General features: G+C 62.1%; 13 protein-coding genes and 2 pseudogenes. 14 read left to right on the forward strand and 1 reads right to left on the reverse strand.

Translation table 11 applies throughout. The features are described 5' to 3' along the window. Nucleotides 1-11 precede the first annotated feature (11 nt). From BM317_RS06375 to BM317_RS06405, 7 genes are read left to right on the forward strand one after another with little or no spacing between them, the layout of a single operon-like run. Nucleotides 12-470, forward strand: a complete 459-nt coding sequence (locus tag BM317_RS06375; protein WP_092473553.1) for a DUF6484 domain-containing protein — start codon at nt 12-14, stop codon at nt 468-470. A 14-nt stretch (nt 471-484) separates the two neighbouring features. Continuing rightward, complete coding sequence (locus tag BM317_RS06380; protein WP_092473555.1) at nt 485-1,600, forward strand: DUF2169 family type VI secretion system accessory protein; 1,116 nt, start codon at nt 485-487, stop codon at nt 1,598-1,600. Beyond that, nucleotides 1,597-2,634 (forward strand): 3-oxoacyl-ACP synthase, encoded by a 1,038-nt coding sequence (locus BM317_RS06385; protein WP_092473557.1) that lies wholly within the window; start codon nt 1,597-1,599, stop codon nt 2,632-2,634. Before BM317_RS06380 ends, BM317_RS06385 begins: the two co-directional genes overlap by 4 nt. Then, nucleotides 2,634-3,821 (forward strand): PAAR-like domain-containing protein, encoded by a 1,188-nt coding sequence (locus tag BM317_RS06390; RefSeq protein WP_092473559.1) that lies wholly within the window; start codon nt 2,634-2,636, stop codon nt 3,819-3,821. The genes BM317_RS06385 and BM317_RS06390 overlap by 1 nt, the downstream gene beginning before the upstream one ends. Before the next feature lie 22 nt (nt 3,822-3,843). Then, nucleotides 3,844-4,770, forward strand: a complete 927-nt coding sequence (locus tag BM317_RS06395) for a beta propeller repeat protein (RefSeq protein ID WP_256574055.1) — start codon at nt 3,844-3,846, stop codon at nt 4,768-4,770. Nucleotides 4,771-4,803: 33 nt separating this feature from the next. Then, on the forward strand, nt 4,804-6,063 hold the full coding sequence (locus BM317_RS06400; RefSeq protein WP_092473563.1) for a TIGR02270 family protein: 1,260 nt from the start codon (nt 4,804-4,806) through the stop codon (nt 6,061-6,063). A gap of 59 nt (nt 6,064-6,122) precedes the next feature. Further along, complete coding sequence (locus BM317_RS06405) at nt 6,123-6,902, forward strand: SDR family NAD(P)-dependent oxidoreductase (protein ID WP_092473565.1); 780 nt, start codon at nt 6,123-6,125, stop codon at nt 6,900-6,902. 58 nt (nt 6,903-6,960) lie between these two features. Here BM317_RS06405 and BM317_RS31000 read toward each other — a convergent pair. After that, a pseudogene (locus tag BM317_RS31000) lies at nt 6,961-7,059 on the reverse strand (IS110 family transposase); the annotation flags it as partial. Between the two features lie 68 nt (nt 7,060-7,127). Between BM317_RS31000 and BM317_RS06410 the strand changes: the two are divergent. The 7 genes and pseudogenes from BM317_RS06410 to BM317_RS06440 all read left to right on the forward strand — a co-directional run. Then, nucleotides 7,128-7,343: pseudogene (locus BM317_RS06410) on the forward strand (MFS transporter); the annotation flags it as partial. A gap of 137 nt (nt 7,344-7,480) precedes the next feature. After that, on the forward strand, nt 7,481-8,500 hold the full coding sequence (locus BM317_RS06415; protein ID WP_092473567.1) for a LacI family DNA-binding transcriptional regulator: 1,020 nt from the start codon (nt 7,481-7,483) through the stop codon (nt 8,498-8,500). Further along, the gene (locus BM317_RS06420; RefSeq protein ID WP_092164552.1) at nt 8,484-9,488 is read left to right on the forward strand and encodes an ABC transporter substrate-binding protein; all 1,005 of its coding nucleotides are present in this window, start codon (nt 8,484-8,486) and stop codon (nt 9,486-9,488) included. The genes BM317_RS06415 and BM317_RS06420 overlap by 17 nt, the downstream gene beginning before the upstream one ends. 15 nt (nt 9,489-9,503) lie before the next feature. Further along, a complete protein-coding gene (locus tag BM317_RS06425; RefSeq protein WP_092165015.1) occupies nt 9,504-10,358 on the forward strand; it encodes an ABC transporter permease in 855 nt (284 codons plus the stop codon). After that, a complete protein-coding gene (locus BM317_RS06430; protein WP_092164553.1) occupies nt 10,355-11,149 on the forward strand; it encodes an ABC transporter permease in 795 nt (264 codons plus the stop codon). The genes BM317_RS06425 and BM317_RS06430 overlap by 4 nt, the downstream gene beginning before the upstream one ends. Continuing rightward, on the forward strand, nt 11,146-12,177 hold the full coding sequence (locus BM317_RS06435) for an ABC transporter ATP-binding protein (RefSeq protein ID WP_092164555.1): 1,032 nt from the start codon (nt 11,146-11,148) through the stop codon (nt 12,175-12,177). Before BM317_RS06430 ends, BM317_RS06435 begins: the two co-directional genes overlap by 4 nt. A 25-nt stretch (nt 12,178-12,202) precedes the next feature. After that, a complete protein-coding gene (locus BM317_RS06440; RefSeq protein WP_092164556.1) occupies nt 12,203-13,033 on the forward strand; it encodes a phosphodiesterase in 831 nt (276 codons plus the stop codon). Nucleotides 13,034-13,041 lie beyond the last annotated feature (8 nt).

The raw sequence follows: 13,041 nt of genomic DNA on the forward strand, positions 1-13,041 counted from the left end.
GAGTGGGCGCCATGACCGTTGAATATCATTTCCCCGTTTCCCCCGCCGCCACGCCCGCGCGCGTGGATGGCGTCGTGATCGGGGTGCTGCTGGATGTGCCCGGGGCGGACGCCCCGGTGGTGGCCTTCCCGGGCTGCCCCGGCGAAACGGGCCTCGCCGCGCGCACCACCACCCCGCTCACCCGTGAAGACATCGGTGCCCAGGTCGCACTGATGTTCGAGGCCGGCGACCTGACCCGGCCGCTGGTGATCGGTCGCATCCAGCGCCTGCCGCAAACCTCGACGCCAACCGCCGCCCACCTGGATGGCGAGCGCCTGGAGTTCACGGCAGAGCGGGAAATCGTCCTGCGTTGCGGCAAGGCGAGCATTACCCTCACCCGTGAGGGCAAGGTGCTGATCCGTGGGACCTATCTTTCGAACCGGTCATCCGGCGTGAACCGTATCAAGGGCGGTTCGGTGCAGATTAATTAGAAGGTAGGCGATCCATGGAACTGCTCAACGCCAGCAAATTGGTGGTTGCCTACACCCTGGGCATGGCAAGCGACGGCCGCGAGTCCCTGGTTGTGGTGGCCAAGGGCACTTTCGATCTTCCGTTGGACGGCCGCGCCGCGACCCTCGCTGACACCCAGCAACCGCTGCTGATGGCCGACACTTTTCTTGGCGAACCGGGCCTCAGCGCCCCTCGGCAGGAAATGGACTTTGCCCCGTTCAAGCCATATTGCGATGTACTGGTGTGTGGCAAAGCCTACGCACCAGGCGGCCGGCCCGTGACGCAGTTGACCGCGGGCATTCGGGTTGGTCAGATGACCAAAGCCTTTTCCGTCCTTGGTCCCCGGCAATGGCAACCAGGACTATTGGGTGCTTCTCCTGGCTTACCCCAGCCCTTCACCGAGCAGGACATCTCTTATGCCCAGGCCTACGGAGGGTCCCATCCCATGGCCAACAAGCCGGGCATGCTGCATGAGTATCCGGACAATCCGAGTGGTTGCGGTTGGTTTCCAGGCAGCACCGGCAGTGCTGAAATCGCGGGCAAGCCCATGCCGAATACCGAGGAACTGGGCAAACCGATCGACAGCCCCTCCGGCGACTTTCGCCCCATGGCGCTCGGTCCCATTGGCCGAAGCTGGCCGCAACGCATCCGTTTTGCCGGTACTTACGATGATGCCTGGTTGGCCGACTGCTTTCCGTTTCTGCCACCAGATTTCGACCGTCGCTACTTCCAGGCAGCCCCTGACGACCAGCAGGTTTCTTACCTGCGTGGTGGCGAGAACGTACAGCTGCTCAACCTCACGCCCCAGGAGCGCGCAGGCTTTCGCATTCCCGAAATGGCTGTGCCGGTGACTTTCTTCCTGAAAAAAGGCGGTCATGAGACTGTGCAGGCGGTGATCGACACCCTGTTGATCGACACGGATGCGCGCCAGGTGCAGTTGACCTGGCGTGTTTCCCGTCCGCTACGACGCAACCTGTTCGAGATCGCCCAGGTGCTGGTCGGCACGATGTCCACGGGCTGGTGGCGCGCCCGTGAACTGGGCAAGGATTACTACCCGTCCCTCTCCTCTCTGGTAAAAGCCAGGCAGGCGCCCGAGGAGGCTGACGGATGACCGCGCTGTGTATCATCGGCTCCGGCATGGTCAGTGCCGTTGGCCTCAGCGCACCCGCGAGCTGCGCGGCGATCCGCTGTGCCATCGACAATTTCCAGGAAACCCGCTTTATCGACCGCGCCGGCGAATGGCTGATTGCCGCGAGCGTGCCTTTGGAGCAACCCTGGCTCGGCCGCACCAAGCTGATCAAGATGGCTGCCCGCGCCATTGCCGAGGCCCTGCAGAGTGCTCCGGGGCTCGACCCGGAAAAGACCCCGCTGTTGCTGGGGTTGGCGGAAGCTGAACGTCCTGGTCGCCTCGCCGGTCTCGATCAGGGACTGCTGCCGGCCATCGAAGCCGAACTGGGCATCCGTTTTCATCCTGGTTCCTACGTCATCGCGCGGGGCCGGGTCAGTGCCGCCGTGGCCCTGCTCAACGCGCGTGCGTTGATACATCAGGATGGCCATCGCCACGTGATCATTGCCGGCGTCGACTCCCTCCTTAATGGAGCGACCCTGACCGCTTTCGAACAACGCGAACGCCTGCTTACCAGCGAGAACTCCAACGGTTTCATCCCCGGCGAAGGTGCCGCAGCGGTGGTGCTGGCCGCTCCCGTTGCCAATGAACAGCCGCAATTGCTCTGCATCGGCCTGGGGTTCGGCGTGGAACAGGCCACGGTGGAATCCGAAGACCTGCCTCTGCGCGCCGAAGGCCTGACCCAGGCCATACGGGCCGCCCTGGGCGAAGCTGGCTGCGGGTTGGAGCAGATGGATTATCGGCTGACGGATATTTCCGGCGAGCAGTACTACTTCAAGGAGGCCTCCCTGGCCCTGAGCCGTAGCCTGCGGGTACGCAAGGAGTTCTTCCATCTTTGGCACCCTGCCGACTGCATTGGCGAAGTCGGCGCCGCCATCGGCCCGGTGATGCTCGCCGTGGCTCTGGCTGCCAGTCGCAAGGGCTACGGCGAAGGACCGAACATCTTCTGCCACCTGGGCAACGACGCCGGCCAACGCGCCGCCGCGCTGCTCAGCTACCAGATTGTGAGGGCCGCCTGATGGCCAACGAGGTCTTTGCCAATAATATGGAAGTGTCCTGCAAGGCGGCTGACGGCAAGTCGATCGCCTGCTTCCCGGATGTCTGTTTCACCCCACCCCAGGCCCCGCCCACCCCGCTCGGTGTGCCCATCCCCTACCCCAACACGGGCATGGCCAAGGACACCACCAAGGGCAGTCGCACGGTGAAGATCAGTGGCAAGGAAGTGATGCTCAAGGACAAGAGCCACTTCAAGACCAGCTATGGGGACGAGGCTGGGAATGCGCCGAAAAAGGGGATCGTCACGACCCGGAACAAGGGGAAGGTGTATTTCACTTCCTGGTCGATGGACGTGAAGTATGAAGGCAAGAATGTTGTCCGGCATATGGACCTGACCACCCATAACCATGCTTCCCAGCCTGGCAATACCGTGCCCTGGCCCTATACGGACAGAATGGCTCTTGCCAAGGACCTGGGCCAATGCGAGGGTGAAAAAAAGCGGGTGAACGACGCTTGCGATACCAGTAAGAAAGTGGTCTGCCCGGATATAGACAAGCTGAAAAACGCCCTCAAAGACCGTAACGTCGCAAAGAAAACGGCAGGCGACGGGTTTCAGACTGATCCGGCTTATCTAGCGGCACACACCGGAGTACAAAGCGAGTATTCGTCGTTGGCAAAAACCATCAACGCCGACCCTTGCCAAAAGGCCCTGCGCTGTTTTCTCGCGCCGTACAAGCCCAACAGGTGTTGCCCAGGACAAACCGGAGACCACCTGATCGATTCGGCATCCTTTACCGACGGACCAGCCTTTCCGGGTCAGCCCAGAAACCAGCACCCGACAAAAGCCGGCTGGAGCAAATACCAGACCGACAAGGCCCCGGTCATGTGCGTGGAGGGCCCCAACCAGACCACCGCCACCCACGGCCAGATGCATACCCGACGTGGGGTGGTGGCCTTGCACGAGGCCGATGCAAAAGGCGAATGGCCAAGGTCCAAGGCCACGGCGACAGGGGCCAAAGCCGCCAAGAAAACCTTTCCGGATTCCGACTGCTCCCAGGAGTGTCTGGAAGCCCAGTTGAACAAGTACCACGACAAAGCAAAGGACCCAGGCGATGAGAAGCCGATCAATGCCCGAGCTTCCATGACGAGTGATCCAGCTCAGCGCGCCAAGGCTGCGGCCGAGATGATCGGAAGCGAGTCTTCCCGTTAATGAACTTACGCTAGGAGATCAGATGGACACTCAAGACTCACGATTCAATGGACTTAGCATCAGTACTGGAGTCGTTCGCTATTCAGACCTCAGCTATTTGATTGCGACACACGATGCCGCCACCAGCGAAGGCTACATAGATTCGATATTGATAACGTTGGACGGTGGAAACTGGGGCGCAGGCACCGTTCCATGGCTCGCCTGCTCAGGCACGGTCTGCCATGTACCGGCCGAGCGTTACGTGGTTCTGGGCGCAGATGGATCAGTACGTACCAGTGGCGGTGGCGTGATTAAAGAAGAGGCCCCCATCGCAAGCTGCGCAGTAGATCCCAAAAAACGCGGCCCTCTCCGCGAAATCCGCGGCATCGCCAAAGGCCGCGCCTACGCCGTAGGCACCTGCCGCCAGGCCTACGTCCGCGATGACGAGAACCAGTGGCGTTGCATCGACCAGAGCGCCCAGGTCGGCGACACCCCCATCACCGACACCAGCTTCGAATCAATCGATGGGTTCAGCGAACAGGAAATCTACACAGTCGGTTGGGAAGGCGAAATCTGGAAGTACGACGGTTCCGTCTTCACCCAGCAGAACAGCCCGACCAACCTGGCGCTCTACAAGGTTCGCTGCGCGCCGGACGGTTTTGCCTATGCCTGCGGCCAGCTCGGCACTTTGTTGCGGGGCCGCGATGACCAATGGGAAGTGATCGAGCATGACAGCACCCGGGAAGACCTCTGGGGCATGGAGTACTTCGATGGACAGCTGTACGTGTCGTCCACCCATTTTGTCTATCGCCTCGAGGACGGCAAGCTGATCCCCATCGACTTTGGCGACGACGCACCGCGCACGTGTTATCACCTGAGCGCGGCCGACGGCATCATGTGGTCCATCGGGCCCAAGGACGTCATGGAGTTCGAGGGTGCGAACTGGAAACGGTGCCTGCAAATTGACTGACCCTGCCTGCCCGTACATCAGGATCGATGGCTGATGAAAACACTGCCCATCGTCCTTGACCTGCATGTCGAGGAAGCGAGTTTCCTGGCCGTCCTGCGCGATGATGCATTACGCGCCCCGCACTACGACCTGGACGATCTCCGCACACTCGACGAGCGCATCGACGCACATCTCGACGGCCTGCGGATCGCCGGCCCCACGGGTTTGCAAATCCTGCTGGCCCAGCTAAGTCCCCACGCCATCGGCGAGATGTTCGCCAGCGTGGTGCTGGCTTTCGAAGCGGCTAACGGCAAAGTGCTGTCGCGGCTCAGCGAGCATTTGCGCAGTGCCTTGGAAACGGAGCGCGGTTACCTGATGGCCCTGGGGTGGCTCGACTGGGAGCGCGTATCGCCCTGGATCGAGCGCATGCTCGCCTCCCCCGACCCACTGTTTCGCCGCCTCGGCCTGGCCGCCTGCGGCATGCATCGCCACGACCCCGGCTCCGCCCTGCTGGCCGGACTTTCCGATGCCGACCCAAGCGTGCTGGCACGTGCCGCCCGCACGGCGGGCGAACTGCGCCGGCGCGACCTGTTCCCGACGATTCGCGCCCACCGCCAGCATGCAGACGCCGCCACGCGCTTCTGGGCCAATTGGGCCACTGTCCAAATGGGCGATCAGCAGGCCTTGGAGCCTCTGCGCTCATTCGCCGAGCAACCGGGCGAGTTCCAGTACCGCGCGCTCTGCGTACTGCTGGCTTGGCAAGAACGCGAACCCAGCATCGCCTGGATACGCCAGTGGGTACAGGATCCCCGGGATCGGCGCGTCGGCATCCAGGCCCTTGGACTGCTGGGCGATCCGGTCAGCGTGCCCTGGTTGATCCAGCAGATGAGCGACCTGCCCTATGCCCGCGTCGCCGGTGAAGCCTTCAGCCTGATCACCGGCGCCGACCTGGCGTTACTTGATCTGGAATTGCAGGACCTGCCAGATTTCGATGCAGGCCCGAACGACAACCCTGAAGATCCCAATGTCGCCATGGACCCCGATGAAAACCTGCCCTGGCCCGACCCGCAGGCAATCGAACGATGGTGGCAAACCCACGGCGGACACTTTCAAGTGGGGACTCGTTACATGCTGGGATTGGCCCATAGCGAACACAGCTTTCAGCAAGCCCTTGTCCGCGGCCAGCAACGCCAGCGCATCGCCGCGGCCTGCGGTCTCGCCCGCTTCCGGCCAGACGAGGTGCTTTTCCCTACCAGCGCACCGGCTTGGCGGCAAAAGCGCTTGTTGGGAATGACGGCGCTGTTCGGGCGTTGACCAGGATGTTTATATAGCGCTCCAACACCTGGCAATCACTTACCCCCTCTGGAGGCACCATGCCAAACGCAACTGGACAGAACCCTGTGGCACTCATCAGCGGGGTTGGCAGTGAGATCGGAATCGGCATGGCGATCGCGCGCAGGTTGGGTGCCGCTGGCGCCCGATTGATCATCACCGCGAGCAGTGCACGCATCCTTGAGCGCGTCGCGCAGTTGCGTGCCGAAGGGTTCGAAGTCGAAGGGCGGGCCATCGATCTTACCGATGAAAACCAGGTGCGTGAATTTATGGTGTGGGCAGAGTCCGTCTGGGGGCAGGTCGATGTTCTGGTGAACAACGCGGGCATGGCCATGCAAGGCAGTCCGGAGTGTTTTTCCGAGCTGGCGGTCATGGACCTGCACACCTGGAACCTGACACTGGCACGAAATCTCACCACGGCTTTTCTGCTGACACGGGCTGTTCTGCCCGGCATGCGGGCGCGCCGATACGGGCGCATCGTCAACATCAGCTCCACGACCGGCACCCGTTGCAGTAACCCCGGTGAAGCGGCTTACAGCGCCGCGAAGGCCGCGATGGTCGGAATGAGCATGAGCCTGGCGCTGGAAGTCGCTAAGCAAGGAGTGACTGTAAACAGCGTCGCTCCCGGCTGGATCGCCACAGGGTCGACCACTGCCGAGGAAGCCACGGCGGCAGGCTACACGCCGATGGGTCGGGCGGGACGTCCCGAAGAGGTGGCGGCACTGGTGGCTTTTCTGGCGTCTTCAGAGGCGAGCTACATCACGGGCGAAGTCATCGTGGTGGATGGCGGCAACTGCCTGGTGGAGAACAAGGCCCCTTGATCTGAATCCATGGCCAGCACTTTTCCCTGTGGGAGATTCTATGGTTGAGGGGAAGCCCTCAAGCCGCTTTGGATTGGTATTCGCTTTGCTCTTTCAGCAGAGCGAATACGATCCGAGCAAGCTTGCGAGCTAGCATTACCAACGCCTCGGTGGTGTTGCAGACCAGGCTCGCCGTCCCCGTTTACCGGCCAGACTTGCATCCTGCCAATACTGGGAAACTTGTATATCGCCAAGACAGCCGGAGACGCGGCGGATCTGGCCCAGTCAATGCTGGTCACGGCCTGGAACCTCGCCATTGCCGGCGGCGGGATCGTCGGAGGCATTCTGCTCGACCACCTGGGGGGCGTGGCGTTTGCGCCGGTTCTGGTTGTTCTCCTGCTGCTGACGTTGGCGGTGGTGTGGTCGCCCAGGCAGTACGGGTTTACAGCAGGCACAGGCTGAACATGCACACCGCTCAATGAATAGTCATCAGCGATAGACAACCGTCGCTGACATCAAATCGTCATCACTGTGTCGCCGAAATGCCACGCTCTCTGGGTACTGTCCTCGCCAATGAGATCGATCTCAAGCGAGTGACAATGACTGATTTGAAAGAAGTGGCACGTTTGGCAGGGGTTTCGCGGGCAACCGCGGCCCGCACCTTTGCCTCCCCTGAAGTGGTGCGTCCGGCGACCCGCGAGCAGGTGTTCGCCGCCGCCCGCCAGTTGGGTTTTCGGCCCAATCATCTTGGTCGTCAGCTGCGCCTGCAAGTGACCAAGCTGATCGGCGTGGTAGTCCCCAACCTGCTCAATCCCGTGTTCGCCGAACAATTCCAGGCCATGGAGCACGCTGCGCGTTTACGCGGCTACAACCTGCTCCTGGCGACGACCGACTACAGCAGCGAGCGCGAAAGCGTGGTGGTCGAGGAGTTGTTGCGCCAGCGGGTCGATGGCCTGGTCCTCACCGTAACCGACGCCGAAAGCAACCGCGTACTGCAAAGCCTGGACAGCGAGGACACGCCGTTTGTGCTGGCCTATCACCAACCGGGCAATCCGCACTACAGCGCCGTGTCGGTGGACAACCGCGCCGGCATGGCCCTCGCCACTCGTTACCTGCTGGAAGCCGGGCATTGTCGCATTGGCATGGTTGCCGGCCCGGCCCTGCAATCGGACCGCGCTCGCCTGCGTTACGCCGGTTATTGCGACGCCATGGGTGAGGCTGGCCTCGACAGCCTGCCGGTGATTGAAATGCCCGCCCATACCCAGGCTGACTTCGCGGCCATCGCGCCCTTCCTGCAAGGTCCGCAGGCGCTCAGCGCGTTGGTTTGCTCCAACGATCTGCTGGCCATCAGCCTGATCGCGCAACTGCGTCGCAACGGCTGGCACGTGCCCCAGCAGCTCTCGGTCATGGGTTTCGATGGCATCGCCCTTGGCACTCAAATGCACCCGACGTTGTGCAGTGTGGTTCAGCCCATCGAGACCTTGGCCTGCACCGTCATCGATCAATTGCTGGCGCAGATCGCCGGCGCCACACCGGTTTCCCATTGCCTGCCCTGCCACATCCGGCCGGGGGAAAGTACTCAATCCTACGAGGAGACACTTGATGATCCGCTTCAGTAAAACCCTGGCGACGTTGCTGTTTTGCGGCGTTGCCAGCCTGGCCCAGGCCGCCGAAACGGCGATTTGCTACAACTGCCCACCGGAATGGGCCGACTGGGGCACACAACTCAAGGCCATTGCCGATACCACTGGCGTGCAGGTCCCGCTGGACAACAAGAACTCCGGGCAGGCACTGGCGCAACTGGTCGCCGAGCAGGCCGCCCCCGTGGCGGATGTGGTGTATTACGGCGTGACCTTCGGTTTGCAGGCACAAAAAGCCGGGGTGGTCGGCACCTATCAACCCAAGGGTTGGGAACAGATTCCGGCAGGCCTGAAAGACCCACAGGGACACTGGTTTGCCATTCACTCCGGCACCCTGGGCATCATGGTCAACGTCGATGCCTTGGGTGGCTTACCTGTCCCGCAAAGCTGGGGCGATCTGCTCAAGCCCGAGTACAAAGGCATGGTCGGTTACCTTGATCCATCCAGCGCATTTGTCGGTTACGTTTCCGCGGTGGCGATCAACCAGGCCATGGGCGGCAGCCTCGACGACTTCACGCCAGCGATCGATTACTTCCAGAAACTGGCGAAAAACTCGCCCATCGTGCCCAAGCAGACCGCTTATGCGCGGGTGCTGTCCGGGGAGTTGCCGATCCTGGTGGATTACGACTTCAACGCCTATCGGGCACGTTACAAGGACAAGGCCAACGTGGCTTTCGTGATCCCCAAGGAAGGCAGCATCAGCGTGCCCTACGTCATGAGCATCGTCGGCAACGCGCCGCATCGGGCCAATGCCGAGAAGGTGCTGGATTTCGTTCTGTCCGACCAGGGCCAGGCGCTCTGGGCCAAGGCCTACTTGCGACCGGTACGGGCGACGAAGATGCCTGCCGACATCGCTGCGCAGTTCCTGCCAGACAGCGATTACGCACGGGCCGGCGTGGTCGACTACCAGCAGATGGCGGCGGTACAGGAAGCCTTTTCCGCACGTTATCTGAAAGAGGTCAAGTAAGTGACCGCCTCGGTAATAAAAGCCCGGGGAGTCCCTTCGGGCCAGGCCACGGCGCCGCGTTTGCGGCTGACCGCGGCCTGGGCCCTGGCGCCTGCGGCGGCGGTGCTGTTCGCATTCTGGTTATTGCCGCTGGCGCACCTGATCGTGCTGGGCGGGCAACATCGCGATGGCGGCGAAAGCGGCTATTGGCAGGTACTGAGCAGTGCGCAATACCTGGGCAGTCTGGCTCAGACCTGCCTGCTGGCCTTGGCGACGACCCTCGCGGCACTCCTGGTGGGCGGCATCAGTGGCTTTTTTCTCAGCCGCCAACGCTTCTTCGGCCGTTCGCTGCTGGTCGCCTTGTTGACCTTCCCGTTGGCATTCCCCGGCGTGGTGGTCGGCTTCCTGGTGATCCTGCTGGCCGGGCGCCAAGGGTTGTTCGCCAGCCTCGGGCTCGAGCTGGCGGGTGAACGCTGGATCTTCGCCTACTCGCTGATGGGGTTGTGTCTGGGTTACCTGTACTTTTCGATTCCGCGGGTGATCCTCACGGTGATGGCCGCTTGCGAAAGCCTGGATCGCAGCCTGGAAGAAGCCGCTCAATCCCTGGGGGCCGGTCACTGGCGAGTGGTCTGTGATGTCATCGTCCCCGGCCTGGCACCGGCATTGGTGTCGTGCGGGGCGATCTGCTTTGCGACCTCCATGGGGGCGTTCGGCACGGCCTTCACCCTTGGCACCCGTCTGAACGTGACCCCGGTGGCGATCTACAACGTGTTCACCAACTACGCCAATTTCGCCGTAGCCGCTGCGCTGTCGGTGGTGTTGGGGGCGCTGACCTGGGCGGTACTGCTGCTGGCCCGACGGCTGGCGAAAAATTCGAGGACTGTCTTGTGAAGCGCTCAACGCTGTTTATCGGCCAGTTGATGTTTACCCTGCTGGTCTGCGCATTCATGTTGGTGCCCGTGCTGATGTCGCTGCTGGCCGGGCTGACGCGCAATTATTTCCAGGGCATCGCCAGTGGCCTGACGTTCGATTGGTTGCAGCAGGTCTGGCAGGCCTATTCGCCGACGGTCTGGCTATCCCTGCAACTGGCCGTGGCCTGTGCGCTGTGCGTCTGCGTGGTGGGTGTCCCGGCGGCTTACGCGCTGGTACGGATGAACAACCGCTTCAGCCGTGCGTTCGAGGAACTGATGGTGCTGCCGGTGGCGATGCCAGGCTTGGCCAGCGCCCTGGCGTTGCTGCTCACCTATGGGCAATTCGGCGACTTTCGCAGCAGCTGGCTGTTCATTCTCGTCGGCCATGTGCTGTTCACCTTGCCGTTTCTGGTGCGCCCGGTGATGGCGGTGATGCAACGTCAGCACTTGCCCGTGCTGGAAGAAGCCGCGGCCAGCCTTGGCGCCGGGCCGCTACGACGATTCTTCAGCGTAGTGGTACCCAACTGCCGGGCGGGGATCCTCGCCGGGGTCTTGATGGTCGTCACGCTGTCGTTGGGTGAGTTCAATCTGACCTGGATGCTCCACACCCCGATGACCAAGACATTGCCGGTAGGCCTGGCTGACAGCTATGCCTCGGCCAGGCTGGAAGTGGCCAGCGCCTACACCCTCATATTCCTGCTGATGATCGTGCCGCTGTTGATTGCGTTGCAGGCCATCAGCGCCCGCCTTTCCCGTGGAGAAAAACGATGACCGGAACCACCATTCGCCTGGCGGGTTGCCGCAAGGCGTTCGCGGACGGCACCGTTGCCGTACATGATCTGGACCTGACCATCAATGCCGGGGAAACCCTGGCGATCCTCGGCCCATCCGGTTGCGGTAAAACCACGACCTTGCGCCTGATCGCCGGTCTTGAGCGTCCGGATGCGGGACAGGTGTTTTTTGGCGACACCGACGTCACCCGCCTGCCCATCGAACGACGCGACGTAGGCATGGTGTTCCAGAACTATGCGTTGTTTCCCAATCTGGATGTGGCCGGCAACATCGTTTATGGCTTGAAAATTCGCGGCATGGCACCTGCTGAGCGAAACAAGCGTTGCTCGGAGTTGCTGGAACTGGTGGGGCTTGAGGATCATGGCAAGCGCAGCATCCACGAGCTGTCCGGCGGTCAACGCCAGCGGGTCGCCCTGGCCCGCGCCCTGGCGCCCAAGCCTCGGGTATTGCTGCTTGACGAACCGTTGGCGGCACTGGATGCGCAGTTGCGCGAGCGCCTGCGCAGCGAGTTGGATCAGTTGCTACGCCATCTGGGCATTACCGCGGTGTTCGTCACCCATGACCAGGGCGAAGCCATGGCCTTGGGCAATCGGATTCTGGTCATGGAGCACGGTCGCGTCGCGCAGTTGGCCAGCCCAAGGGACATCTACCAACACCCGGCCAACACGTTCGTCGCCAGTTTCGTCGGCAACCTCAACGCTTTTCCAGTGCTCGAGCACACGCCCCAAGGCTTGAAAGTCCATGGCGGAGAGTTGCCATGGCGGGGGGCTGGCCGGCCTGCCACCGTCTATTGCCGCCCGGAGCATCTGCGGGTGATGGACAGCGAGGGGCATCTGCGCGGGCGCCTGGTGGGCCAGTTTTTCCAGGGTGCCCAAAGCCGCCTGTTGGTGGAGGTCGGTGCCGCCCAGCCATTGCTGGTAGACAGCACCGACAGCGTCATCCACGCCCCAGGTGCCCTGATCGCCTTGGCCGTCGAGCCGCAAGTGCTGTTCACCCTGTCATCGTGACATTCGTATTTTCAGAGGGTTTGTCTTGAAGCGTCCGTTTCTTGTTGCGCAAATCAGCGATTTGCATCTTAAAGCCGGGGGAAAGCTGACCTATGGTGTGGTCGATACCCTCGCCGCGTTGCGTCGTGCGATCGATCATTTGAATACCCGCGTGCCGCGTCCCGACGTCGTGGTGATCAGTGGCGACCTGGTCGACTTCGGTCGCCCTGATGAATATGCCGTGCTGCAGCCCGAACTGGCGCGCCTGCACATGCCTTGCTACCTGGTGCCCGGTAACCACGACAACCGCGAGCATCTGCGGGCGGCATTTGCCGATCACGACTACTTGCCAAGCCTGGCCGGAACCCCCTTGGACTGGGTCGTCGAGGCGCATCCGCTGCGCCTGATCGGCCTGGACAGCACCATTCCCGGTGCCCATGGCGGCCGCTTGCTGGACAGCCAGTTGCGCTGGCTCGATGAACAGCTGGCTGCCCGCCCCGATGCGCCAACATTGCTGGTTTTGCATCATCCGCCGTTTATCAGCGGCATCGGCCACATGGACCGTGAACCGTTCATCAACGCGCCGGCATTGGAGCAGGTCATCGCCCGCCACCCACAGGTTGAGCGTTTGCTGTGCGGGCATTTGCATCGGCCGATGCAGCGGCGTTTCGGTGGCAGCCTGAGCTGTGTATGCCCCGGCGTCTCCCATCAAATCGTGTTGGATCTACAGCAAACCGCTCCAGCGCACTTCAATCTGGAGCCGCCCGGGTATTTGCTGCATCACTGGCATCCCCACGGACTGGTGACCCATAACGGCGTGTTGGGTGAGTATCCCGGACCCTATCCTTTTTATGACGCTCACGGATTGATCGACTGATAACCCAA

The sequence above is a fragment of the Pseudomonas sp. NFACC24-1 genome, assembly GCF_900115235.1.
Lineage (GTDB): Bacteria > Pseudomonadota > Gammaproteobacteria > Pseudomonadales > Pseudomonadaceae > Aquipseudomonas > Aquipseudomonas fluorescens_AA.

Coding starts and splice junctions, on each gene's coding strand:
- BM317_RS06375 (WP_092473553.1), top strand. CDS start 12: ATGACCGTTGAATATCATTTCCCCGTTTCCCCCGCCGCCACGCCCGCG.
- BM317_RS06380 (WP_092473555.1), top strand. CDS start 485: ATGGAACTGCTCAACGCCAGCAAATTGGTGGTTGCCTACACCCTGGGC.
- BM317_RS06385 (WP_092473557.1), top strand. CDS start 1,597: ATGACCGCGCTGTGTATCATCGGCTCCGGCATGGTCAGTGCCGTTGGC.
- BM317_RS06390 (WP_092473559.1), top strand. CDS start 2,634: ATGGCCAACGAGGTCTTTGCCAATAATATGGAAGTGTCCTGCAAGGCG.
- BM317_RS06395 (WP_256574055.1), top strand. CDS start 3,844: ATGGACACTCAAGACTCACGATTCAATGGACTTAGCATCAGTACTGGA.
- BM317_RS06400 (WP_092473563.1), top strand. CDS start 4,804: ATGAAAACACTGCCCATCGTCCTTGACCTGCATGTCGAGGAAGCGAGT.
- BM317_RS06405 (WP_092473565.1), top strand. CDS start 6,123: ATGCCAAACGCAACTGGACAGAACCCTGTGGCACTCATCAGCGGGGTT.
- BM317_RS06415 (WP_092473567.1), top strand. CDS start 7,481: ATGACTGATTTGAAAGAAGTGGCACGTTTGGCAGGGGTTTCGCGGGCA.
- BM317_RS06420 (WP_092164552.1), top strand. CDS start 8,484: ATGATCCGCTTCAGTAAAACCCTGGCGACGTTGCTGTTTTGCGGCGTT.
- BM317_RS06435 (WP_092164555.1), top strand. CDS start 11,146: ATGACCGGAACCACCATTCGCCTGGCGGGTTGCCGCAAGGCGTTCGCG.